The sequence below is a fragment of the Anaerohalosphaera lusitana genome (assembly GCF_002007645.1).
Taxonomy (GTDB): Bacteria; Planctomycetota; Phycisphaerae; order Sedimentisphaerales; family Anaerohalosphaeraceae; genus Anaerohalosphaera; species Anaerohalosphaera lusitana.
In genome coordinates this window covers 1,849,557-1,875,063 of sequence record NZ_CP019791.1, presented here as the reverse complement: position 1 = coordinate 1,875,063, position 25,507 = coordinate 1,849,557, and the positions used below count along the sequence as shown (strand labels likewise).

General features: G+C 52.6%; 14 protein-coding genes, 2 tRNA genes and 2 rRNA genes. 5 read left to right on the top strand and 13 right to left on the bottom strand.

The annotated features are described in order from the left end of the window. Positions 1-164: 164 nt before the first annotated feature. A complete protein-coding gene (locus tag STSP2_RS07765) occupies positions 165-3,251 on the top strand; it encodes a GLUG motif-containing protein (RefSeq protein WP_169853069.1) in 3,087 nt (1,028 codons plus the stop codon). A gap of 86 nt (positions 3,252-3,337) precedes the next feature. Here STSP2_RS07765 and STSP2_RS07760 read toward each other — a convergent pair whose 3' ends face one another. From STSP2_RS07760 to STSP2_RS17485, 4 genes are all read right to left on the bottom strand, one after another. Beyond that, positions 3,338-3,961, bottom strand: a complete 624-nt coding sequence (locus STSP2_RS07760) for a hypothetical protein (protein ID WP_146661447.1) — start codon at positions 3,959-3,961, stop codon at positions 3,338-3,340. A 463-nt stretch (positions 3,962-4,424) separates the two neighbouring features. After that, positions 4,425-5,072 carry a redoxin domain-containing protein gene (locus tag STSP2_RS07755; protein ID WP_146661445.1) on the bottom strand — a complete coding sequence of 216 codons (648 nt, stop codon included), beginning with the start codon at positions 5,070-5,072 and terminating at the stop codon, positions 4,425-4,427. A 360-nt stretch (positions 5,073-5,432) separates the two neighbouring features. After that, positions 5,433-5,948, bottom strand: coding sequence for a DUF456 family protein (locus STSP2_RS07750; protein ID WP_146661443.1), 516 nt, complete (start codon positions 5,946-5,948; stop codon positions 5,433-5,435). 44 nt (positions 5,949-5,992) lie between these two features. Continuing rightward, complete coding sequence (locus STSP2_RS17485) at positions 5,993-6,460, bottom strand: DsrE family protein (protein ID WP_205848032.1); 468 nt, start codon at positions 6,458-6,460, stop codon at positions 5,993-5,995. Between the two features lie 115 nt (positions 6,461-6,575). Between STSP2_RS17485 and STSP2_RS07740 the strand changes: the two genes are divergently transcribed. Further along, positions 6,576-7,742 carry an RHS repeat domain-containing protein gene (locus STSP2_RS07740; RefSeq protein WP_146661441.1) on the top strand — a complete coding sequence of 389 codons (1,167 nt, stop codon included), beginning with the start codon at positions 6,576-6,578 and terminating at the stop codon, positions 7,740-7,742. Between the two features lie 1,259 nt (positions 7,743-9,001). On the opposite strand, the gene STSP2_RS07735 is transcribed toward STSP2_RS07740, so the two are convergent. Beyond that, complete coding sequence (locus STSP2_RS07735; RefSeq protein WP_146661439.1) at positions 9,002-9,889, bottom strand: DMT family transporter; 888 nt, start codon at positions 9,887-9,889, stop codon at positions 9,002-9,004. A 359-nt stretch (positions 9,890-10,248) separates the two neighbouring features. Beyond that, the gene (locus STSP2_RS07730; protein ID WP_169853068.1) at positions 10,249-12,180 is read right to left on the bottom strand and encodes a YgiQ family radical SAM protein; all 1,932 of its coding nucleotides are present in this window, start codon (positions 12,178-12,180) and stop codon (positions 10,249-10,251) included. Between the two features lie 190 nt (positions 12,181-12,370). Here STSP2_RS07730 and STSP2_RS07725 point away from each other — a divergent pair, with 190 nt between their 5' ends. Beyond that, positions 12,371-13,498, top strand: coding sequence for a DUF4056 domain-containing protein (locus STSP2_RS07725; RefSeq protein ID WP_169853067.1), 1,128 nt, complete (start codon positions 12,371-12,373; stop codon positions 13,496-13,498). Positions 13,499-13,877: 379 nt separating this feature from the next. Next, positions 13,878-15,005 carry a DUF4056 domain-containing protein gene (locus STSP2_RS07720; RefSeq protein ID WP_146661433.1) on the top strand — a complete coding sequence of 376 codons (1,128 nt, stop codon included), beginning with the start codon at positions 13,878-13,880 and terminating at the stop codon, positions 15,003-15,005. 94 nt (positions 15,006-15,099) lie between these two features. Here STSP2_RS07720 and STSP2_RS07715 read toward each other — a convergent pair whose 3' ends face one another. From STSP2_RS07715 to STSP2_RS07695, 5 genes are all read right to left on the bottom strand, one after another. Further along, complete coding sequence (locus tag STSP2_RS07715) at positions 15,100-16,008, bottom strand: hypothetical protein (protein WP_146661431.1); 909 nt, start codon at positions 16,006-16,008, stop codon at positions 15,100-15,102. A gap of 1,303 nt (positions 16,009-17,311) precedes the next feature. Beyond that, positions 17,312-17,419 (bottom strand): 5S ribosomal RNA (rrf, locus tag STSP2_RS07710). 122 nt (positions 17,420-17,541) lie between these two features. Beyond that, a 23S ribosomal RNA gene (locus STSP2_RS07705) occupies positions 17,542-20,464 on the bottom strand. 267 nt (positions 20,465-20,731) lie between these two features. Further along, positions 20,732-20,804: transfer RNA gene (locus STSP2_RS07700), tRNA-Ala, on the bottom strand. Between the two features lie 48 nt (positions 20,805-20,852). Further along, positions 20,853-20,926 (bottom strand) — tRNA-Ile (locus STSP2_RS07695). 645 nt (positions 20,927-21,571) lie between these two features. Between STSP2_RS07695 and STSP2_RS07690 the strand changes: the two genes are divergently transcribed. Beyond that, positions 21,572-22,480 carry a tellurite resistance TerB family protein gene (locus tag STSP2_RS07690; protein ID WP_146661429.1) on the top strand — a complete coding sequence of 303 codons (909 nt, stop codon included), beginning with the start codon at positions 21,572-21,574 and terminating at the stop codon, positions 22,478-22,480. A 118-nt stretch (positions 22,481-22,598) separates the two neighbouring features. On the opposite strand, the gene STSP2_RS07685 is transcribed toward STSP2_RS07690, so the two are convergent. Together STSP2_RS07685 and STSP2_RS07680 are read right to left on the bottom strand one after the other, a co-directional pair. Beyond that, positions 22,599-23,591 carry a DHH family phosphoesterase gene (locus STSP2_RS07685; RefSeq protein ID WP_146661427.1) on the bottom strand — a complete coding sequence of 331 codons (993 nt, stop codon included), beginning with the start codon at positions 23,589-23,591 and terminating at the stop codon, positions 22,599-22,601. A gap of 139 nt (positions 23,592-23,730) precedes the next feature. Further along, the gene (locus STSP2_RS07680; protein ID WP_146661425.1) at positions 23,731-24,471 is read right to left on the bottom strand and encodes a ZIP family metal transporter; all 741 of its coding nucleotides are present in this window, start codon (positions 24,469-24,471) and stop codon (positions 23,731-23,733) included. Positions 24,472-25,507: the final 1,036 nt, after the last annotated feature.

Below are 25,507 nucleotides of genomic sequence, written 5' to 3'. Positions count from 1 at the left end.
CCGCAAAATTTCCCAAAACTAACCGGCCAATAACTAATTAACCCCTCTCACCCGCAAATCCGGCACCCAAATACCCATTTCTCAATTGACTTTCCCGCCAAAACATGATAATTATGAACGAAATACCCAAAATCCTGGCTATTAAACCGCACTCAGAGGAACAGATGAATATTCTCAAAAACACATTCACAGCCCTGCTAACCGCCGCCCTGACCGCAACAACCCTCGCGGCCCTGCCGGGCACAGGCACAGAATCCGACCCCTGGCTCATCCAGACCAGAGCCCACTTCGACGAATTCGCCGCCGACCCTAACTACTGGGACGACCACACCCGCCTCGAAACAGATATTGACCTCTCGGACAAAACCTACAACACCGCCGTAATCGCACCGGATATTGACACTGCGAACCATTTTCAAGGCACCTCGTTCACCGGAGTCTTCGACGGCAATGCTCATTCAATTTCCAACCTGACCATAAACAGCGATGAAATAGACAGGGACTACCTCGCTTTGTTTGGCTGCATGGAGGGCGAAGCTTCAGCCATAAAGAATATTCATCTGACCGGTTTCACGGTCACAGGTTTGGGTCATTCTGTACATTGGGCGAGCCTATGTTCAATTAACGAGAACGGACAAATAATAAACTGTCATGTGACAAATTCATTCGTCGGCCTGAGATTACAAAATGATGCAACTTTTGGACCAAATATAGTTGCTGGCCTTTGTGCTGAGAATTATGGTAAAATACTGTCATGCACTGCAACGGATATAACAGTCAGTGGCTTTAGTTATGTAGGAGGGCTCTGTGCTCAAAATATAGGTAGAATTGAATTCAGCCATGCGAATTGCAATACTTTTTCAAACAGCTCTGCGGGTGGTCTATGCAGTGGTAACCTGGGTACTATCAAATTCTCCTATGCTAACGGAACCACAAACGGTGGTTCCGCAGTTGGTGGTCTATGCGCCGCAAACACAGGCACTATCAATAAGAGTTTTGCCACTGGCAATGCCTTGGGAACTGGGAACGAAGTGGGTGGATTATGCGGCGGTAACTTCCTAGGCAGTATTTCCGACTGCTATGCGACAGGAGAAGCCAGCGGCGCCAACTCAGTTGGCGGTCTGTGTGGCATCAACTTCAAAGCCTCTATCACACGTTGTTACGCAAGCGGAAATCCAACCGGAAATGAGAATACAGGTGGACTCGTTGGAAAGAACGAAAGAGGCTTTATAGAAAACTGCTATTCTACTGGAAAAGTATCAGGTAACATCAATTTAGGTGGCCTCATCGGGAAAAATATTTTTGGTGGTATAAAACGTAGCTTCTGGAACTTGGAAAGTTCGGAAATCCAAACCAGTGCAGGCGGACTAGCAAAGACAACTGCTCAAATGCAAATTCCTTCCACATTTATCGATGATGGCTGGGTAGTAAATGATTTGAGTTCAGGAACGCCAGGCTGGTATATGCCTGTCAATGATTACCCCAAGCTCGTATGGCAGCATGCAGACACAGCACAGGTCCCATATCTAACGGGTAAAAGCATCTCTTCAGCACAAAACGCACTCATGTCGGCAGGTTTTGCAACCGGCGAACTTGTCTACGTTAACAGTTTCACCATACCCGCAGATAAGGTTACCTCTCTCTCCGTCTTCACTGGCGGTTATGTACACACCTCCGTACCCATCGACATTTACGTTTCGGCCGGTAGTTCTGCTGATGGATCGCCATCAAACCCATTTGAGATAGCTTGTCGCACTGACCTCGAGAGTGTTAATCAAGATTTGTCCGCACATTACATAATGACTAACGACGTATTCATGGGCTTCGACAAAATATACTCCGAACCTGTTATCGCTCCAGACACCGATAACGGTACGGAACAATTTGACGGCATTCCGTTCAATGGGAGTATTGACGGTAGAAACCACTATATTAGCTATTTCACCATTTCCTCAGACAACCCTCTGATGGCCTTGATAGGTGCCATAGGATCTGAAGGTGAAGTGACAAATGTGCAATTGGAGAGTTTTGATGTCACTGGACGTGGCCCAATAGGAGGATTATGCGGAATTAATGATGGACTTATTGAAGCCGTTTCAATCTCTGCCGACATATACTGCACTCTTGATTTTGCAGGAGGTCTGGCGGGTAAGAACAACGGGACTATTTACTCAAGCAGCGCCGAATGCGAGATTACTGGCGGCGAATCGGTCGGAGGAATTTGCGGAATAAACAGTGGCTCACTTAATAATTGCTGGTCGGAAGGCATATGTAAAGGACTGGTAAATGTTGGTGGCTTGTGCGGGTTTAATACCCAAAGCATTGACAACAGCCACTCTAACAGCCGGATACTTTCATTTAGTGATGGTGGCAATATTGGTGGCTTATGTGGTAGGAACGACGGACGTATTACAAGAAGCTATGCCACTGGCAGCATCGAAGCACCAAGCGATATCGTAGGCGGTCTGTGCGGAGCTAACTTAGGAATACTGGAAAAAAGCTTTGCCGCAGGTTCAGTTATAGGCAACTCATTTGTTGGCGGCTTATGTGGCAATAACTATGCTGATTCAATTATAGTCAGTTGCTATGCTTCTGGCTCTGTAACCGCCCATCGATTTCTCGGCGGACTCTGTGGGCTAAATGAAGGCCGCACATCAAACTCTTACGCTACAGGGGATGTAACCGGAGAACAAGGTTCCGTTGGAGGCCTTTGCGGGGAAAACCGAGGAGGTATCGTTGAACTATGCTATGCAGTTGGCTCAGTAACCACAGATGACTACTATCATGCCTGCGCTGTGACAGGAATCAACATCGAACTAGAGGCAGTAATCAGGAATTGCTTCTGGAATACAGAAACTGCCCAAACAGATACAGGGTACCTCACGGACTCAGACTGGCCCGGAACAATAGAAAATGTCACCGGCCTTACCACCACCCAAATGCAAACGCTCGCCACCTTCACCAACGCAGGCTGGGACTTCGTCGGCGAAACCGCAAACGGCACCGAAGACATCTGGCGCATGTGCACAGACGGCACCGCATACCCACGCCTCTGGTGGGAATTCGCCGCAGCCGATATAACCTGCCCCGACGGCGTAAACCTCTCCGACCTCGCTGCCCTCTCAAACACCTGGACCCTCTCCCCCGACCAGCCCAACTTCAACCCCCGCGCCGACTTCAACAACGACAGCACAATAGACATTGCCGACCTAACCATCCTCGCCGAAAACTGGCTCGAAGACACAGGATGAAACGGCGCGTACAGCCATCCCACAGACATAAGCGCAAAAAAGGAGGCTGACCGGGTGCGGGTTCCCGGCCAGCCAAGCGGAGGCGGTTAATATGCCCTGTCCTGGAGAAGGATCAGAGCACTTTCGGGGCTCAATCCTGACTGCAGCTTATTCGCGTCAGCCTTTGCTTCGCCGATCGCCGCTGCCGTCTTAGTACTCATTTCGGCTGCCTCCCCACCGTCCTTAACTTGAAATTGATCATAAAACATTTTTTCCAGCTCTTTGTAAAAAGCCGCCACATCCACCTTCACACCCTTCACCGCATCCCCCTCGACCTTCTCATACTTGTTCAGATCCTTGATCCGATTCAAAAGCGCACTCGCAGCCGCCTGCCCGTCAGTCGACAGCCCGAACGAACCACCATCAACCTGCCCCGATCCATATGCCGCCAGCGACTCCTTATACTCCTCCATCGCCCGCACATCCGCAAACCCCGTGGGCCACGCATTCGCCCTCAGTATATCCGCATAAAAATCGTTCTTCTCCTCGATCAGCCTCTGCAGATCCGCCTGCGTACCGTTCACCAGCTCCCGTTTCACCTTCTCGGGCTTTGCTGCCTGCTCATATTCGCGCACCGACAGCTTCATCGTACCGCCGACGCCAAGCTCCTCACGCACCTGCTTCATGAAAAGTTTCATATAACTGATCACATCACCGTTCAAGTGAACCATTTCTGACTTTCCCTCCTGACTGGAACACCAAATAAATCGAAAATCATTCTCAAAGCTCACCCCAGAAATATGGCATGCGAAAACCTGACTTTCGCAATCCCTTCTACTGACAATATAATAAATATACAGCGCACAGCCATATTCACAAAGAAATTATTAAGCTCTTATTAAGAAATCAACCGCAGAATTATTCCCCTCCCCATTCAACCACCCCAATGCGCATGATTATGGGACGAGCCGCAAAGACCCGTCCCATTTTTTTCATAACAAAGGATGGAAGCGTTCTGTAGGCGCACTCCCAAGCCGCATAATTTCACAGTTCGCCGAGAATGGACCCAACGGACAGTACGTCGGAGGCGTGGCTGTTAAATTCTGCGGCGGCCCAACTTGCCTTTTTCCACATTCTTTCGTGGCGAGCCCCTTGCCTGACTAGTTGCCGAGCACTTGCCCTGCTCACCCCGCATCACTGAGCCAGCTTCACCGAGCACCCGTAGGGCTTCGTCTCACTCACCTCCACATCCTTCCGCAGCACAAGCCGCTTCAACGCCTCGTCCACATAATTAACAGGCTCATCCGCACCCCGACCCGTAGGATCGTTGTCGATCGCGCCTTCATACACAACATACCCCTCTCGATCGATCACGAACATATGAGGCGTCGTCCTCGCACCGTAAGCCCGCGCAACCTCTCCCTCATGATCATCGAGAACCGGATACGCAAGCCCCTGCTCCTCAACCCACGCCTTGTTCCCTGCCGTATCCGAATAGTGTGTGCTGTTGATCGCCAGCCAGACGACATGATCCCCATACTTCGCCTCCAGCCCCTCCATCGTATCCGCCTCGTAATGCCTCTGCACGAACGGACAATCGTAATTCGTCCATTCCAGCACCACGATCTTCCCCCGCAGATCCGACAACCTTACCTTTCTGCCCTCCTCATCCAGCAGAGCAAAATCCTCCGCCATCTCCCTGCCTGGATTAACATTTACCGCTTGTCCGGACGGTTCAGCGCTTTTCGCACTAGCTTCAGGTGGAGCCTCTTGCTTACAGGCCGTCAAGGTGATGCTCAGAACCGCCAGGATAACCATCCTGACTGTAACTCTGGCATTCATTTCATGCTCCTTTCAAAATCTATTGTCGCAAAATCCTGAAAGAACTTAACGCTATACTAACAAAATATACGCAAAAACACAAAATGATGTTCTATACCGAATCGCTAGTCATCAACCAAAGCCCCCCAGATATCACACCAACACCGCAAAAAACACGAGCGGCACCCAAGATTGCCATCCGCCGCAGGCGGACCCAGCATAAATCAGCAGTCGCGACAAAAGAATGTCACCCCGGCCGCAAGAGCCGGGGCCCAGAGAACACTACGAGTACACATGCACAATCGGAACACCGATACCCCGACATGTTCGTCAAAACAACCATGGCGCAAAAATGCGAGTCCCCACACAACGCCAGCCGCATCAAGGAACAAACCCCGCAACCGCCACAATGATCCATATCACCACCCCAAGCACGAACTTACTCCCCGTCCCTATCAGCGTCCCGATCCCCGCACCAAGCCCAAACCGGAACGACTCCTCGAACTCTTTCCCCCGCATCATCTCCAGCCCCCACGCACCGATCCCCGCACCGACGCACGCCCCCGCCAGCGTCCCCACAAAAGGCACGCCCAGCAGCACCGTCCCGAACACCGCACCGAAAACCATCCCGATTATCGCTCCCACCGCCCCCAGCCACGATGCACCCGCCTTCTTCGCACCGCCCATCCCCGCAAAAAACTCGATTATCTCCCCGATCACCGCAAGCACCGTTATCACCACCAGCGTCGCAACCGAAAACACACGCTCCTCCCACGTCCACCACGCAAACCCCCAAGTCGAAAGCACCACCAGCCAGTTCCCAGGCAGCGCCAGAAACGTAAACATCAACCAGAACGCATTCAATATCACCAACAAAAACACATAAACATAAAGCATCCCAGATCCTCCCGCGCGTAGTTAAACACAAGCTGTCAAACTAATCAAAACGTCAAAACCTCCCAGCCGTCCGCCTTGAGCATCCGCGTCAAGGGCCGTCCCATATATTTCACCTCGATCCCAAGCTCCGCCAGCCGATCCGAAACCCCATACGAATCCGCACACGCCTTGCACGCCTTCACCTCCACGCCGTCAGCCAGCATCCGCTCAACATACTCCTGCAGCCGCTCATCCTCACTCAGCAGCTTCGCCGACGGCCCCCAAACGATCAGCACCACCCGATCGAACCACCCAGCCTTCTTCGCATTATGCGTATACATAAAACACACCTTCTCCGCCACCGCCGGATCCCCGCTCGTCCAAAGCACCGCAAGACTATCCGCCCGCGGCCCAGCCGAAGCATCATCCCGCCCAGCCGACTCCGAACCCCCCGGCCCCGCGCATCCGCTGCCAACAAACCCAATCGCCCCAATACACAAACCAACCAGAACCGTATCTCTAAGATAACCCAAAACAATCCCTTTCAAATAAAAGCCTCAAAATCTCCTCACCCAAATATTATCCCCCACACACCCAAACACGCAACCTTTAATCCCAACCGATACACCTTGACTTTACAAATAAAGCATGTACAATATTTCCGCAATGACTTACCGCACAGACAAAAATCAGGTTTTCGCAAAATGTGACATCTACGGCAACTACATCGACGAGGTCATCTACAGCTACTCCGGAGCGACAGGCAGCATGAACTTCTACCTGCACGACCACCTCTACAGCCCCGTCGCGATCGTCAACAAGGCCACAGCCGAGATAGCCGAACGCTGCGAGTACAACGCCTACGGCCGCACAACCTTCTACACCGACAAGGGCGCAGACGGCAACTGGCTCACCACGGACGACACAAAAGCACGATCCAGCTCCGTCGGCAACGCCTACACCTTCACAGGCCGAAGACTGGACACCCTCGACAACGGCAACTTGGAACTTATGTACTACCGCCACCGCTACTACGACCCGCAAATGGGCCGCTTTTTACAGCAGGATCCGTGGGGGATGGATCCGGCTGCTAATTCCACTCGCTACTTCAACCCCAGATCACAATACAAAGACAGCAATAATGTTTACCAGTATGTAAAATCATGGCCTGTTATTTCTGTTGATCCTTCGGGACTGGTTCATGTGGCATTCCCAGGCGGCTCTTCTGGGAGTAATGAGACTGTTTGTTCACGTATGCCATGCATGGAGACATGTACTTCAGATGGAGGAGAATATCTGGATTGCTGGGATAAATGTTCAGAGGCGTATAACAAGTTTAAAGATTGGCTTGATGGCCCCCATCCTGATTTTGAAGAACTTAACGATCTTCCATGTCCATGCGAATTAAAGATATGTACAATCCCAGGCGGCTTTGGAGCAGGACAACAATATCCTGTTCCACCCGAAGGCTGGACGGTAATCGAGCAACTTTACTATATAGCTTATCTAGGTAAATATCATCCCGGAGCAAATTGGGATATGCGTTCGAAAGGCTGTCCGTCTCAGCAGTGCACTTATGATCATAATGGTGACCTCATCACCCACGGAACGGGCGCAGGCACTGCAGATGCACACAACGCTACGAGGTGCTCACACAGTGGTGGGCACAAAAAACACGACAAGTGGCCTGCAGACTGGGCCATGTTGTTAGATGGTGACTCTGGTAAATGGCCGAGCAGCGATGGAGGTTGTTTTAAAGATTATATCAGTAAACGGCCTATTAATAATGGCAACGGCTGTGAACAAAATCCATAAAAGCTAAACCTTAAGTGGTGCTCTAAGAACTCGGTTGATATCATGTATGTTGCGGTGAATATTTCTGGTGGAGGTTTTAATTTTGAAATTTTTATTACAATATACTTTAATATTATTCTTATGGTACGGATGGGTTGTCTTCCCATGTATAGGATTTTGGTTGGGGCATCGACTGGACAACTTATTTACAAGCCGCAGAAAACTTTTTCGTTCAATCGGCATTGTAATTGGCTTTGTTGCATACGCAAGTTATGTATGGTATTCAATTATCAAAATGGGCTTCTCGCATCTATTTCCGTAAACAACTCCTTTTAACGAAGACGAGGACGCTTACATCTACCACTACGACTACGAAAACCGGCTTGTCAGCATCGAAAAGTCCAACGGCGGCACCGGCTACTGGCCCGTCGTCGAATACACCTACGATGCGCCTGGCCGTCGCATCTAAGTGCAGATGCACACGACGCTATGAGGTGCTCACACAGTGGTGGGCACAAAAAACACGACAAGTGGCCTGCATACTGGGCCATGTTATTAGATGGTGACTCTGGCAAATGGCCAAGTAGTGGCGGAGGTTGTTTTAAAGAGTACATCAACAAACGACCTATTAACAATGGCAACGGTTGTAAAGAAAATCCATAAACCTAGATATTAATTGATAACATGAGAGCTTGTTCAACATTGGGTATGTGCTGTTGACTATATATTAATAAAACTTGATTACCCTGGTAGGACTTTTAATATGAGTTTATTGCGATTCACTATTGTATTATTCTTCTGGTGCGGGTGGGTCATATTCCCATGTGCGGGCTTTTGGGTAGGGCATCTGCTGGATAACTTATTTTCAAGCCATCAAAAGATTTTTCGTAAAGTCGGCATTCTAATTGGCTTTGTTGCATACACAATTTATGTGTGGTATGGGGCCATTGAAAAAGGATTCGCGCATCTATTTGCTTAAAAATATTCATTAGCTATTTAAGATGCTTTGGCCTAGAACGGTCATGAGTACTGGCTAAACTTCTGATTTGGCTAACTGTAATTGACGAGGACGCTTATATCTACCACTACGACTACGAAAACCGGCTTGTCAGCATCGAAAAGTCCGACGGCGGAATCGGCTGCTGGCCTGTCGTCGAATACACCTACGATGCGCTTGGCCGTCGCATCTATGTGCAGAAGTACGACGACAGCTCAGCCCTGCCCGGCGTCCGCTATTACTACAACGACCGCTGGCAGGTACTCGACGACAAAAGCACCCCTCACACAATCACCCGCACCAGCCAAATCCCCGCCGCCACCGCGACCAGCCCGCCGACCAGCACCCGCCTGCTCACCCGCTCACCGAAAAACAGCACCCCCGCCAGTATCACCACCGGCAGATGCAGCATCACCACGCTCTTGACGTTCACCACCGCCCCGGCAATCTCCAGCGACCGCTGCACCGCGTACTGCTGCGCATAAAACGCAACCAGCACCGCACCCGCATACATCCCCACCGCCGCCGCGTTCTTACGTCCCATCCCGCGAACACGCACCCTCGCACGCACCGTCTCCCCCGCCATGATCCCCGCACTAACCAGGTTCCAGCAGGCCGAATACGCCAGCGCCCCGTCCGCCACCTGCGAGATCGCCACCCGATCCAGTATCGTGCACACCCCAAAAATCCCCGCCGCGATCACCGAATACACCGCGAACACCATCCGCCGATCACCCGCCGCCCGCTTGTCCGCATAACTCGCCCAAAGCGTATACGCGATCGCCGCCATGCTCACCCCGATCAGCACCACCGCATCCCAGCCGGGCAGCTCATGATATATCACCACCAGCGCCCCCATCGCGAACACCGGCACCGCCGCCTGCACAGGCATCACCACCGCCAAGGGCCCCTTCTTCACCGCCTCCGTCAACAGCACACTCGCAACCGCCGTAAACACCGCCGTCACCGCTATCGTCCCCCAGAACCCCGCATCCGTCGGCACACCCCCGAACCGCCACACCAGCACAGGCATCAAAACCGCCGCCGACACAACCCGCCCGCTAAGCACCACCAGCCGCGAGTCCACGTCCTGACAGAACCGCTTGACCACCAGCACCTTCGCAACGTTCCCCACCATCGCAACCAGACTGAACAAAACCCAAACCGGCATATAACCAAAAACTCCAAAAAGCAAAACTGATCACACATACAACACAAACATCCAACCCGGTCATTGCTAACAGCCTAAGCCCTTACAAAATAAAACGCAAATCTTAGCGGTTGTCATCCCGGACCCCGATCCGGGATCCAGCATAAAAAAGCCGTCGCGAAGCGACTCCATATTTTTGTCTGTCCTTCCCCTGTTCCCCTCTTCGTCCTCCTTCCTGTTGAACCAAACGCCCTCTTTGTCATCCGCCGCAGGCGGACCCAGCATAAAAAAGCCATCGCGAAGCGACTCCATATTCTTCTTACCCCTATACCTTCTTCGTGCTCCTTCGTGCCCTTCGTGGTGAATAAAAAACGCAAGCATCACCGCCTACGCCCACCGCCCTTCCGCGACGACCTCCGCCGGCCCGCCGCGCCTCCTCCTCCTCGCCGTCCACGCGAACGCTTGTCCATCTCCACCTGCACGCCCTCGATCTTCGCCAGCAGATCCCCCCGCTTCTTCGACCGCAGATAGTTCGCCAGCACCCGCCAGTTCCGCCGCTGATAATACTGCAGCATCGCAAGCTGAAGCTGCTTATCCCGCTTACCCTTCGCAACAAATATCCGCCTGCCCTTCTCATCCTGCCCGCTCACATACATCGCCGTCGACAGCGCCAACGGCACCGGCACAAAATCCTGCACCTGTCTCGGTCGCCAGTTCCGACCCACCAGATACTCCGTCAGCTCCAACTGCTCCCTCGGCCCGCACCCCGGATGCGAAGCGATAAAGTAAGGCACAAGAAACTGCTTCTTGCCCGCCTTCTCGCTCGCCTCGTAAAACATCTTCTCGAACCGCTCGAACGCCTCAAAACCCGGCTTACCCATCCGCCGCAAAACGTCCTTATCGTAATGCTCCGGCGCAACCTTCAACTGCCCGCCCGTAAACTCCCCAGCCAGCAGCTCCATATACTCCCTGCTCTCCACCGCAAGATCATGCCTCACCCCGCTCGCCACGAACACGTTCACCTTCCGTTTCTGCCTCCTCTGCCAATCCTTCACCCGCTTCATCAACTCGATCAACGGCCCATAGTCCAGCCGCAGATTCTTACACCTGCTCGGCATCACGCAGCTCTGCCGCGAACACCTCCCCGCCTTCGCGCAACGCATCCCGTACATATTCGCGCTCGGCCCGCCCATATCCTGTATCGTCCCGCGAAAATCCGGATGCCCCAAAAACGACTCCGCCTCCGCGATCACCGACTCCACCGACCGCGACGCGATCTCCTTACCCTGGTGAAAATATATCGAGCAGAACGAACACCCGCCAAAGCACCCGCGATGAGTCGTGATCGAAAACTGCACCGGCTCCAGCGCAGGCACTCCCCCCGCCGCCTCGTACTTGTCATGGTACCGCCTACTGTACGCCAGCGAATAAAGTTCGTCCATCTCCTCCGTTGTCAAAGGCTCCGCCGGCGGATTCACAACCACCGTCTCCGGCCCCTGGTCCTGCACCACGCACTTCCCCCCCGGATACGCCTGCCGCTGATACATCTGCTGCGCCTTCATGAACAGCGACCGATCCGCCTCCTGCTCCTCACGGCCCGGCAGCCGTACCGCATCCTCCGGCACCTTCACATCCCGCACCACCCGGTACGCCGTCCCCGCAATATCCGTCAGATCATCCACCGTCTCCCCCGCATCCAGTCGCCGCGCGATCTCCAGAATCTGCCTCTCCCCCATCCCGTGCACCAGAATATCCGCCTTCGCATCGATCAGCACCGACCGCTTTATCTTATCCTCCACATAATCGTAATGCACCAGCCGCCGCAGACTCGCCTCCAGCCCCCCTATCACGATCGGCACACCCTTATGCGCCTCCCGCGCCCTCGCCGCATACGTCAGCAGCCCCCTCTTGGGCCGCAACCCCGTCTTACCGCCCGGGCTGTAAACATCCTCCCGCCGCTTACCGCCCATAGAAGCGTAATCATTCAACCGCGAGTCTATGCATCCCGAGGTAATCCCCCAGAACAATCTTGGACGCCCCAAAACCTGAAAATCTTCCGCCCCCCTCCAGTCCGGCTGAGCGATCACCCCAACACGATACCCCTTATGCTCCAGCCACCGCCCGATCAACGCAACCCCGAACGACGGATGATCCACGTAAGCATCGCCCGTTACAAGGATTACGTCACATTCATCCCACCCCCGCCGCCGCATCTCTTCGCGATTCGTAGGCAGCATTTCCACACCGTTATTCCGTTTTCGTCCATTCTTAACCATCCCATTATCATACCACACCCGCTCGCCCCTGTTCAAACACATACCCTCAGATTACTACTCAGACCAGAATTTACTTTTTCACCATTGCACACCCACCCCTCACCACGCATCATGTACCTTAAATGTACCCGAAAACAAAATTCTAACAATATCCTTACTTTTCGCCGCCTTTTAGATAAAATAATTATTCATGACAACTTTTCCGAACATTCACAGGATAACGACCATGAACACATCAAAACTGACCGTCCGAATTATCGTCTCGATCGCAGCCGTATTTCTGACCACTCTAACCACCGGCTGCTCCCTCACCAACGAACCCCGACCCCGCCTGGGCAGCTACGCCACCGATACCATAGGCACCAACTTCCTCGACATGAAAAGTCTTGGCAATCACTCACACGGCATATTCCTGGGCGAAGGCAACGGCATCGCTTACACCTGCCGCGGCGGACACATCGACATCGCACATCTCCGCATCTCCGCCGAATACACAAAATACCTCCACGACAAAGTACAAAGCTGCCTCACCGACGGCGACGACAGCTTCACCTTCACAATGAACGTAGAGCCCACCAGATACTACGTCAAACTCGACTACCCTCCCAACTGGGACGATCTCTCCGCCGAACGCAAAAAACAGATCACCGACCAGATCGCACTCGACCTCGGCCAGTACCTGACCTTCACAATGGTCACCTGGCACGAAGTATTAACTTGGTTCAACTTCAAGGGCATGGGCGTTCTGCCCGAGTTCCCCTCCGCATTCTCGTGGGAAGACTCATACTCAAACCTGCTCGGAACCCGCATCAGCGCCGCTGCCATCAAAGCCGATGAGAGCCATTTCGACAAGGCCGTAACCCTTGAACTCGAAAAAGAAATGGAGCACCTCGGCATCAAGTCCCGCAAATTCGCACGCCAGGCCGCAGCAAAAATGCGCGGCGAATGGTACGTCGGCGCGGTACTCGTCGACATGCGGGAACGCAACATGGACATCGGCCTCGACGACGGCTACGTCACACCCACCCTCGTCCCCGGCGTATGCGAAAATGCCCAACCCCTCTCCTACCCCGCCCCTACACTCGACAGCCTCACCCGCAACGGCTTCGCCATCGACCTCGAGGTCCAGTCAAACATCATGGAAATGGGCCGCATCCTCAAAGTCGTCAAACAAAACCCCGAAACCGGCCGAATAGACCTGATAACCCAGCTCCCAGTCATGATGCGCCACATCGAACAGGAAGCCATCTCCAGAGGCTACAACACCAGGCCGTCAAACGGATCAACAAACTCCAACCCAGAGCGATCGACTGCAGCCGACACCACAAAAACCAGCCCAACGACCATCCAGTAAGAAGACAACCCAGCCGAATTTTCGGCAAGCACACTGACCGCACCCGATCTGCACCCGCTCCCCGCCTCCACCGCAGGCATACCACCAAAGTCATACTCAACTAGAAGAAGTTTCAAGACTGCTTTTAACCATACACCCGCCATTTTAGCCTCTCATCTGCAATAGGATCCCGTTCTCCTCAGAAATCCACCTCCCTGAACAATTTCTCCCGAACCAGCTCTTCGCCCCACCCGTAAAACACCCCAACTGGAAACGGTACTCCAAAGAGCACTAATTAACGCTAAACCTGCATCGACACTTCTCCCGACCATAGTGCGCGCCCGCAGTACGTTGAATTACGTCATTTTCGCAATAAACAAGTGTTTTACAGGACAAATGTATGAACAGATCAAGTCGCAAAACCCTCGTCGTACCAACAATACTCACGATCCTCAGCATCGCCCTCCTCGCCTCGGGCTGCTCACTCACAGGCAAACCGCGCCCACGCTACGGCAACGTCGCAGCAGACGTCGCAGGCACAAAGTTCATCGAGCTCGACGACCTCGGCAGCCACTCACGAGCCCTGCCGTTCGGCGAGCACAACGGGATACTCTACACCGCACGAGGCGGCCACATCGATACAGCACACCTCCGCATCGCGGTTGATCACACACGCTGGCTCCACGACGAGATCCACGACCACCTCACCGACGGCGACACCCGCTTCAAATTCAAAATGAACGTCGAACCGACCCGCCACTACGTAAACCTCGAATACCCCGAAAACTGGGACACCCTCTCACCCGCCGAAAAAGAACGCATCATCGACGAGATATCCCTCGACTTCAGCCAGTACATGGCCTACAACATGGTCAACTGGCACGAGGTCCTCACATGGTTCAAGTTCAAGAGCCTCGTATTCTTCTCCGAGTTCCAGTCCGCCTTCTCATGGGAAGACACCTACTCGAACCTCCTCGGCACACGCATCGGCGCGATCGCGCTCCAGGACAAAACACGCTCCTTCGACGACGCAGTCACCTACGCACTCAACCGCGAACTGCAATTCCTCGACGTCCAGTCCAGCAAAGTCGCCCACGATGCCTCCGAAAGCGTCAAAAACAAATGGTACAAGGGCTACCTGGCCTGCGACACCATCCGCCGCAACATGGACATCGGCGTCGATGACGGCTACGTATCACCCGCACTCGTCCCAGGCGTATGCGGCGACCCCGAACCCGTATCCTACCCGGCCCCGACCATCGACTCACTTGTCGCCAACGGCTTCAAAGTCGACATCGAGATCAAAACCAACTGGCTCGGCTGGAACAAGATCGCAAGACTGGTCTACGACGACCCCGCAGGCAAACCCATCAAACCCCTGCTCCACTGGCCCACCATCCTGCAGTACATCCACAACGACGCCATCGCACAGGGCTGCCTCGCAACCCCGACAAACCGCATCCACGCAGCAGCAGACGAACCCCGGGCCCCCACAACATTCAAGGCCTCAAAAATTGAACTGAACTAAACAAAAACAGAATAACCAACACCAACACAACCACCAAACAAAACCGGCCGGCGAGCCCCAAAGCTCCCCGGCCGGTTCTTATTCACATAGTGAGCTAGTTACTGCATTTCCTTGGCCCTGCAGGCCTCTTCGCATCCCCGCTTTCTTCTTCCCGCTCAAGTACGACTTCCACATCCGTTTTCAAACCGGGCTGCAATGAGACGTTTTGAAAAGTAACCGGCTGGAATTCTTGAACTTGCAATTCTACCGCAGCGGCATCATCAACAGTTAAATGATCAAACTCTGCCGTAATTATATTTATCCAAGTGCGACCCTTTCCACTCATACCCGGATAAAACACCTTGCCAGAGTTATTTCGCGCTATCACACGCACCTCCTCATTCTCGATCCTGTGAGCGACGTGTGCGATCACTTTCCTGTTCTCACCCACACTCACGTCTAATGTAGCACGACTTGTAATCACCCCTCGCTTGTGGACTGGCGACTTGACCTTGGCGTGCCACTCCCACCCTGATTCATCTCCCAACAGAAAGGTCAGGTTTACCGGATCATCCCCGCCAGCAACAGGAACAAGACTATACATTGCGTCTTCAAAGCCATTGACGACCCCCTCAGCTCTGCCCTCAATGACATGGGGTCCTGAAAAACCGGCCGTCCGACCGGAAGTATCGATCTTGCAAGTAGTACCATTGTCAGGTTCAATGCGAAACACGACCTCATAAAACGGCACGTCATTATACCTATCGCTGTCATTAAGTTTCTCATGGGGAGCAAACCCAAGCAGCGTCCCATCCGGCCGCCACCACTTCTTGCCTTCACTAGGATGTTCGCACAAAGCGATCAGCTCAAATCGCACACCATTCGGCAACTTCGCAACTGCCCCTCCCTGGCCAGCATCAATATTAGAAACAGAGATAACTTCATTATTCTCCATATCTCGCGTTCCCTCACTCGACACCCCCTTCTCATCTCCTTCGATATGGGTATCCCCACTTTTGGGCATCAAGCCCAATCCATTCGCTGAAAACACTAGGTATACCACAACAAGAACGATACAAATCACTGATGCTTGGATTGCTCTCTTCATAACTCCACCTTTCTGGTATCTTTCAGCTTCACTCTTTCTAGGACGGATGCTTTCTCATTCAGTTCATCTAAATACAAGACACATATCAATCACATAAGTTACAGCAATTCTACCAAATTTTGATATTTCCTCTGAATTGCACCCAATCACCGCACCCACCAGCCGCACAATTTCACAGTCCGCCGAGAATGGACTCAGCGGATAGTACGTCGGAGGCGCGGCTGAAGAAGCTGTTTCGAAACTGCTTTTGTCTTCTCGGCGTGCAATTTTTTTGTCTCGGCAAGGCGTGTGAAACCGGCCATAGCTATTCTATGGGTGGTTTTGCACAACAAAGCCAAACGGAAAAAGGGCCGCCGAAAGGCAAATCTGAGTTTTGAAACAGTTTCTGGAATTCTGCGGCGGCCCAACACTTACGCACTACCATAAACCTGTAAACTCTATTCGCCCCCCAAAAACAAACGTGTAGGTTAGCAGAAACAGAGGCCCGGAAAGAAAAATAGTAATTGTAATAATAAACAAGGTTCTGCATTTCTTCTTGGGTCAAATAAAAAGGGTCAGACACCTTTATATTGCTCTTAAATGCTTTTTTAACAATGGTTTACATCCTGGTGTCATGTTTGTGCCCGCTCTGCAGCACCATGGTTGAAGCCCACCCGCACCCCACAAACTGTCAAGCCCAAACGAAAGATCATCAGAAAACATCAGCCAACCAAATCAACGTCCCAACAACCCCGACCATTTCCCGAACCCACCAGCCGCATAATTTCACAGTCCGCCGAGAATGGACCCAGGGGAAAGTACGTCGGAGGCGCGGCTGTTAAATTTTGCGGCGGCTCCATGCCCGCACATCCAAACGCCACAAAATCGAACGGAATGCAGTGTGGGTTAGGCGGTGGTGGATGCGAATTTCACCCCCGCACACAACGTAGCAAATACACCTAGCAGACAAAATAAATCACCTGTTAAACGGTAAGACAAAAACCGCGATGATAATGATTATCACTATCGCCCAGTTCAGGATACCCCTGCCAGCCTATCCTTGGAACACCGCTAACTGTCAAGCATAAGCAAAAGGATTATCACAAGACTTTATCTAATGAAACTAACGGACCAACACCCCCGATCATCTACCATTCCACCCAAAACAACCGCACAACATCCCCCCCCAACAGCGCATAAGGAAAGGGCCGACAAGCGTTATGCTCATCGGCCCTTATAAACCTGGCGATCACCTACTTTCACCCATAAGGACTATCATCGGCCGGGCGGGCTTAGCTTCTGAGTTCGGAATGGGATCAGGCGTTTCCCCGTCCGTATGGTCACCAGGAAACTTGTAACACCGACCCGAAGGCCGGGATGTATTCAAATATAAAGAAAAATAGTGAATGCGATTGGATGAGCTGTAAATCAACTCTCACAAAAATTGCGTACCATCAACCAATGATTGATATGGTCAAGTGCTTGACCGTTAGTACCGGTTAGCTTAACGTATTTCGACGCTTACACACCCGGCCTATCAACCAGATCGTCTATCTGGGGTCTTCAGGACCGAAGTCCATGGAATCCTTATCTTAGGGTGGGCTTCCCGCTTAGATGCTTTCAGCGGTTATCCTTTCCCGACTTAGCTACTCGGCGGTGCACTTAGCAGCACAACCGATACACCAGAGGTCAGTGCTTCCCAATCCTCTCGTACTAAGGAAACATCCCCTCAAGATTCCTGCGCCCACGGCAGATAGGGACCGACCTGACTCACGTCGGTCTGAACCCAGCTCGCGTACCACTTTAATCGGCGAACAGCCGAACCCTTGGGACCTCCTACAGCCCCAGGATGTGATGAGCCGACATCGAGGTGCCAAACCGCCTCGCCGCTATGAACGCTCGGAGGCGATAAGCCTGTTATCCCCGGAGTACCTTTTATCTGATGAGCGATGGCCCTTCCACTCGGGACCACCGGATCACTAAGTCCTACTTTCGTATCTGCTTGACCGATAAGTCTCACAGTTAAGCACCCTTATGCCTTTGCACTCTTTGCATGATTGCCAACCATGCTGAGGGTACCTTTGAACTCCTCCGTTACCTTTTGGGAGGAGACCGCCCCAGTCAAACTGCCCACCTAGCACTGTCCCATACCCTGATTCAAGGGTTACAGTTAGGTGACTAACACACCAAGGGTGGTATTTCAAGGATGGCTCCCTGACGTCCGAAAACGCCAGTTCACAGCCTCCCACCTATCCTACGCATGATGAGCCAGGCATCAATACCAGGCTACAGTAAAGGTTCACGGGGTCTTTCCGTCTTGCCGCGGGTATGTGGCATCTTCACCACAATTGCAATTTCACCGAGTCCGTCCTTGAGACAGTGCTCCAGTCGTTACGCCGTTCATGCACGTCGGAACTTACCCGACAAGGAACTTCGCTACCTTAGGACCGTCATAGTTACGGCCGCCGTTTACCGGGGCTTCAGTTAGGAGCTTCGCACCGAAGTGCTAACCCATCCCCTTAACCTTCCGGCACCGAGCAGGCGTCATTCTCTATACATCCACTTTTCGTGTTAGCAGAGAACTGTGTTTTTGGTAAACAGTCGCCGGAGCCACTTCACTGCGCCCTCAGCAGCCATCTATAGAATAAATGGCTCTGGAGGGACCCCTTATCGCGAACTTACGGGGTCAATTTGCCGAGTTCCTTAAGGACGGTTCTCTCGAGCGCCTTAGGATATTCTCCTCGCCTACCTGTGTCAGTTTTAGTACGGTCACGCTGAATTCAACCTACAGCAGCTATTTCTCGGCACTTCTGCTGGCGACTTCGGCATCATAATTGGCCTCGACCTTGCGGAACCCGCACGACTAGTCACGGGATCACCTTGAGAAATGCGTCACTACTTTCGTCCAACAACGTGGTGCAGGAATATTAACCTGCTGTCCATCGTCTACACCTTTCGGTCTCGACTAAGGGACCGACTAACCCTGGGCGGATTTCCCTTCCCCAGGAAACCTTAGGCTTTCGGCGAACAGGATTCTCACCTGTTTTATCGTTACTCATGCCGGCATAATCACTAGCTGACGCTCCACGGCTCGTTTCCGTACCGCTTCTACGCTGACAGCTACGCTCTCCTACCACATCCGGTAAAACCGGATATCCGCAGTTTCGGTTTTATGCTTATTCCCGTTCATTATAGGCACCAAATTGCTCGATCGGTAAGCTATTACGCACTTTTTAAATGGTGGCTGCTTCTAAGCCAACATCCCGATTGTCACAGCAATTTGACTTCCTTAGTAACTCAGCATAAATTTGGGACCTTAACTGGCGATCTGGGTTGTTTCCCTCTTGACCGCGAATGTTATCACCCGCGGTCTGACTCCCAGGATAGTCTTTACGGTATTCGGAGTTTGGTAAGGGTAGGTAGGCTGGTGGCCCCCTATCCCCAATCAGTAGCTCTACCCCCGTAAAGTAGTAACCTGAGGCTAGCCCTAAAGCTATTTCGGAGAGAACGAGATATCTCCAGGTTTGATTAGACTTTTACTCCTCCCCACAGCTCATCCCCTAACTTTTCAACGTTAGTGGGTTCGGTCTTCCAGGGATTATTACATCCCCTTCATCCTGGCCATGGGTTGATCACCTGGTTTCGCGTCTACCACCTGCGACTTAATCGCCCTATTTAGACTCGCTTTCGCTACGGCTCCGCATCTTAAATGCTTAACCTTGCCACAAACGGTAACTCGCCGGCTCATTATGCGAAAGGCACGCAGTCACCCATTGTCGGTCCGAAGACCGACCATAGAGCTCCTACAGCTTGTAAGTGCATGGTTTCAGGTACTTTTAACTCCCCTAATAGGGGTGCTTTTCATCGTTCGGTCGCCCTACTTTTCACTATCGGTTGCCGAGTAGTACTTAGCCTTGGAGGGTGGTCCCCCCAGTTTCACACAGGGTTTCACGAGTCCCGTGCTACTCTGGAACACTGATAATAACGGAGGGCAAACACTTTCGTGTACAGGACTTTCACCTTCTGTGGTCGGACTTTCCAGACCGTTCTACTGGTGTTGCCTTTGTAACTCCTTATCAGTGCCCACAACCCCGAAGAGCAAGCTCTCCGGTTTGGGCTGTTTCGCTTTCGCTCGCCGCTACTAACGAAGTCTCGGTTGATTTTCTTTCCTGCAGGTACTTAGATGTTTCAGTTCCCTGCGTTAGCCTCACATGGCCTATGCATTCAGCCATGGATGACAAGATCAGGTTGCCCTGTCCTGCCGGGTAATCCCATTCAGAAATCTCGGGGTTAACGGTTGCTTGACACCTAACCCGAGCTTATCGCAGCCAGCCACGTCCTTCATCGCCTCTCGGCACCTAGACATCCCCCATGCACCCTTAGTAACTTGACCATATCAATCATGGATTGATTGGTTCGCCATTTTTTTCATCACACTTGCGTGTGACGGAGAATTGATTCACTAATGAGCGCTCATCCCAGAATCTAATTAAAGACTCTGTTTGAGTTTAATTGCAGTTGTTGCGTTACAGACTGGGGAGTCTGCAACTCAACCACAACTCGCATTCACTATTAACTTTTCAAAGAACTAACCTATATATTATAGTTGCTCGTCTCATCTCGGGTTCATCCCGAAAAAATTCCAGCAACCGAAATATCATGGAGACGATCGGGCTCGAACCGACAACCTCCGCCTTGCAAGGGCGGCGCTCTCCCAGTTGAGCTACGTCCCCGGACCTGCTGTCCACCGGCGATCCAGCTTTATTCAGCCGGTCTTGAAATGGGCCCGGGAAGACTTGAACTTCCGACCTCACGCTTATCAGGCGTGCGCTCTAGCCAGCTGAGCTACGAGCCCGACTTGTTTGACCAAAACCGGTAGGTAGCCAACCCGACTCGCAGTCGGCTGTTCGGCTTAATCGCCTTTATATACTTTAGAAAAGAGCATTAAAAAATGCCGCTGTCATCTGTCTTCAGCGACATCTGCTGAGCGAAGAATGTTATCGCCTCAGCCAGAGACAGTCAAGAACAAAAAAACGTTTTTCAAAAGTTTTTTGAAGCCGTCCCGACATCAATCTCTCGGGCCTCTTTTGTTCTTGTCCTCGCCTTTGGTGTTCCCATTGACGAGGTGTCGTAGTATATTCAGAATTGATTTGAGGTCAACGCTTTTTCCCACGATTTTTAACATTTTTTTAGACCGACCCTAAGCCTCTGCAATCAAAGCACTTACGAGCCCCGCACCTGGGCCGATATCACGCCGTCATCCTGACGACTTCCGGAGTCCGAAGCACCCAATTCACTCAAAATCGCAATCTCCCCCAACCCCTCATGCCCCGTTTGCAGCATCTTCCCGCGGTTTCAGCCCTGTTTTCCGTGTCTAACTGTTCAATTGACAGCCGGCACAACCTGCCTTAATATACCTGCCACAACCTGAACGGCCCTGACATGGTGACCGGGCCGGAAAAGCCATTACCCCCTGCTAACCTGTACAAGGAGAGTATCCATGATAGACAATGCATTCAAGCTCGACGTCGCTAAACTGATGGTCGCCGCCGCCTGGGCAGACGGCCAGCTCCAGAATTCCGAGATCAACGTCCTAAAGAGCCTAATGTGGGAACTGGGTGAACTCAACGCAGAAGACTGGGCCGAGATCGAGATATACATGGATTCCCCCGTCAGCGATGAAGAAAGGCAGGCACTCGAAAATAGGGTCTACAATAAGATCAGCAGCTCCGAAGAAAAGGAATTCGTCGAATACATGCTCAGCAAGCTCCTCACCTCCGACGGCATCGTAGGCACAGAAGAAAAAGCTTTCCTGCAGGATACAAAGGCCCTCATCGACGGAGCATCCACGGGCCTCACCGGCAAACTCAGCAAACTCATGCGAAGCGTAATAGGCAACAACAAAAACACCACCCCAGACACCGCCCGCGAAACCGACATCGAAGACTTCCTCCGCAACAAGATTTTCTACTCGCTCAAACAGAACGGCATCGATACCAACCTCTCGGAAGACCAGGCACGCAAGCTCAGCTTCGCAGCAGGCCTCCTCGGCCTCGTCGCAAACGTCGACAAAGACATCTGCACAAACGAACGCAAAGCAGCCGTCCACATCCTCCAGAATAATTGGGACCTCGACCCCCAAACCGCCCAAGCCATCGTAGACGTCGCCAGCGACGAAACAACCCAGGGCCTCGACAAATACAGACTCACCGACGGCTTCTACCAGAACACCACACGCGAACAAAGACAGCGATTCATGGTCTGCCTCTTCAAAATAGCCGCTGCATCAGGCCAGGCAAGCCACGAAGAGATCGAAGAAATACGTGACATCGCCGTAGGCCTCAAACTAAGCCACCAGGACTTCATCGCCGCAAAAGTAACCCTGACCGACAAACAGCTCGGCCTCTAAAACGTCCTCAGCACATATAACATTAGCACTTAAACGTTAAAGGGCGGTCGCCGGGATCTAACCGGAACCGCCCTCTTGTCATCCACCTGAATGATCATGCACCTGCCGAAAGCACCCCTCAATCCAACTGCTTCGCGATATGCCCCAATATCTCCTCGCGAGCCTGCTCCAACGGCATATCCAGCGTCGCCCCCGCAGCCACAGTATGCCCTCCCCCGCCGTACAACTGAGCGATCTCACGCACATTCACATTCGTCTTCGACCGCAACGATATCTTAAACTTCCCGTTGCCCAGCTCCACAAATATCACCGCCACCTGCACCGTCGACACCCGCTGACACTCATCGATCAGATCCTCCGTATCGCTCATCGACGCCCCCGCCGCCCTAAAATCCTCCTGCAGCAGATACTGCACCGCAACCCGCTTATCAAACTCCAGCGTCAGATTGTTCAGCATCCGCGTCAGCAGCGCCATCCGCGCCGGCGAAAAGTTCTGATATATCTGCTCATGCACCGCCGCCGGATCCACCCCCCTCTCGATCAGCTCCGCCGCATACCGATACACCCTAGCATCCGCATTCCTAAACCGAAACCACCCCGTATCCGTCGCGATCGCCACGAACAGATCCCGCGCCGTCTTTCCACCAAGCTCCCACCCAGCACGCTTGAACAGATCATACACGATCTCCCCCGCCGCACTCGCCGTAGTATCGATAACCTCCACATCCCCCAGATTATCGCTCGTCACATGATGATCTATCACCAGAACAGGCACATCACTCGCCCGCAGCCACTCATCAAACTTCGCCAACTGCACATAACTGTTCGTATCAACGATCACCACCAGATCATACCCCGCCCCGCTGAGCTCCTCCGTCGTAATATCCTCGCCGATCACCGCCGGCTCCGACTCAAACAAAAACCGATACCACTCCGGGATCGCCGACAAAAACATCGGCTGAGCCTTCTTACCAAGCTGCTCCAGCGCCGTACAAATAGCCAGCACACACCCGCACGCATCCCCGTCCGGACGCGTGTGCGACGTAACCAGCACATTGTTCGACTTGTCTATCAGTTCGACGGCATTGACAAAATCCTGTTGCGTGGCCATTCCAGTTCCTCATCGTAACTAAAGTTTCTTCACTTAGGACCGAGCAGCCATACAAAACCGCATCAGCCGCACGTCACATAATTTTACCGCGAGTATAATACCACCCGCACATATTTCAACAAAAGACTTACCCCAGCCATCAACCTGCAACGCTCTCCAGCATCAACATCAGCATAAAACCCGCAACCAGCCCCATCGTCGCAGGCCGCGCACTGCCCCCCGCATACGTTTCAGGCACTATCTCTTCGAACACAACATACAGCATCGCCCCCGCAGCAAACGCCAGCCCCGCTGGAAGCAGCCAGGGCACAAACGACACCACCGAAACGCTGACCAGCCCCCCAACACCCGCCGCACCCCCCGCGCACAATACTATCCCGATCGCACGCCCCCTCTTACACTCCTCGCCAACAAGAACAAACACAATAGGCAGCCCCTCCGCTATATTCGCCGCCCCTATCCCTATCGCGATCGGCCAACCCGCCTCCAAAGCTCCCTGCCGCCCGAACGCAGCACCAACCGCCACTCCCGCCGACAAACTGCGAATCACAGCTCCAGCAGCCGCCAGAAAAACAGTTCGCCCCGCCACCAGCACTTCACGCCCGCCAAAATGCATATGCGCCACCGCCCTCTCTGCAAACATCACCAACGCCGCCCCCGCAGCAATGCCCGCGATCACCGGTCGAATTCCCCCCAGATCGACCGCCGGCACCGTAAGGCCAAAGCAAACAGCCGCAAGCATGACCCCCGCACCGAACCCACGCAATGTATCCAGAGTCCGATCACTCGGCCGGCGAACAACATACACAAAAGCTCCGCCCACGCCCATCGCACAGCCCGCGATCAGCGACACCAAAGTACCTGCTAAGACAGTATCCATCAAAACACCTTATTCGCTCAACATAAACATATCTGGCCCATCAATTCTAAGACACCACCTCCGAAATACAATGCACTAAATTCTTCATTCATCGCCCCCCCCATTCGGCAAGAATAAGCCCATGCGAATGAAGGATGCATAAAAAAAACGACAATTTACCGCCCTCACAAACTAAAAATTCCTTTCTCTAAGTACATGCGACACATACCCTTATGCGAAAAACCCCGATAAGCATTTCCTCCATTAGTAGCTTTTATCTTTGGGCATCCGTCCTGTTTTTGCTATCATGCAAAAGTAAAGGCTTGAAGTCAGCTCAATGCTAGGCCGTTAATTCGGTTCTGGGGGAGAGTGATGGAGTTGCTGACTTTGCAAGTGATGGAATAACCTTTTGTTGAGTGGTAATGGTATCTATCAAGCCAAAAACCTGCACTATCCAAGACCCGCAACGGGACACACACATTCCACACCTGATTCTCAAGCTCAGTACTTTCCTGCTTACGGAAAAGTGCGATCTGTTATTTCCTGGCTTTGGAGAGGGCTATTAGTGCGCTTTTGCCCCGCGTGGTGAAGCGTGCAGTATAAAACAGGCCCATTTACGGGTCTTGGGTGATAGAAACAAATGAAGAACCTGGACTTCCTTGGCACTGGCCAAAGGCAAAGTGCTGCAGGAGCCGGAAGTGATGAATTCGGAGAGGAATGGGTGAGGAGACTTTTTGGAGAAGGATGAGGTGAGGAGTTCCTTTGGGAGCCGGCCCTTAACAGGGGTCGGCCTTTTTTCTGCGCCAACCGAAATCAGCGCACCCCCAAGCCGCACAATTTCACAGTCCGCCGAGAATGGACCCTCCCAAAAGTTCGTCGGAGGCGCGGCTGTTAAATTTTGCGGCGGCCCAACTGGAGGACTGGCCCGCAAAACACAAACACCACAGAAATCATGATCTTCTAATGCCGCTTTGCTCAATTTTTGAGTTGTAAGCCGCTTATGATTGTATTAGGATGACTGACAACTGAAGTATTGCGGGCTAAGTAATCCGATCGG

What these genes read in the sequence shown, in the direction of transcription:
- STSP2_RS07765 (WP_169853069.1), top strand. Translation starts at nt 165, where the DNA reads ATGAATATTCTCAAAAACACATTCACAGCCCTGCTAACCGCCGCCCTG.
- STSP2_RS07760 (WP_146661447.1), bottom strand. Translation starts at nt 3,961, where the DNA reads ATGGTTCACTTGAACGGTGATGTGATCAGTTATATGAAACTTTTCATG.
- STSP2_RS07755 (WP_146661445.1), bottom strand. Translation starts at nt 5,072, where the DNA reads ATGAATGCCAGAGTTACAGTCAGGATGGTTATCCTGGCGGTTCTGAGC.
- STSP2_RS07750 (WP_146661443.1), bottom strand. Translation starts at nt 5,948, where the DNA reads ATGCTTTATGTTTATGTGTTTTTGTTGGTGATATTGAATGCGTTCTGG.
- STSP2_RS07740 (WP_146661441.1), top strand. Translation starts at nt 6,576, where the DNA reads ATGTACAATATTTCCGCAATGACTTACCGCACAGACAAAAATCAGGTT.
- STSP2_RS07735 (WP_146661439.1), bottom strand. Translation starts at nt 9,889, where the DNA reads ATGCCGGTTTGGGTTTTGTTCAGTCTGGTTGCGATGGTGGGGAACGTT.
- STSP2_RS07725 (WP_169853067.1), top strand. Translation starts at nt 12,371, where the DNA reads ATGAACACATCAAAACTGACCGTCCGAATTATCGTCTCGATCGCAGCC.
- STSP2_RS07720 (WP_146661433.1), top strand. Translation starts at nt 13,878, where the DNA reads ATGAACAGATCAAGTCGCAAAACCCTCGTCGTACCAACAATACTCACG.
- STSP2_RS07715 (WP_146661431.1), bottom strand. Translation starts at nt 16,008, where the DNA reads ATGCCCAAAAGTGGGGATACCCATATCGAAGGAGATGAGAAGGGGGTG.
- STSP2_RS07690 (WP_146661429.1), top strand. Translation starts at nt 21,572, where the DNA reads ATGATAGACAATGCATTCAAGCTCGACGTCGCTAAACTGATGGTCGCC.
- STSP2_RS07685 (WP_146661427.1), bottom strand. Translation starts at nt 23,591, where the DNA reads ATGGCCACGCAACAGGATTTTGTCAATGCCGTCGAACTGATAGACAAG.
- STSP2_RS07680 (WP_146661425.1), bottom strand. Translation starts at nt 24,471, where the DNA reads ATGGATACTGTCTTAGCAGGTACTTTGGTGTCGCTGATCGCGGGCTGT.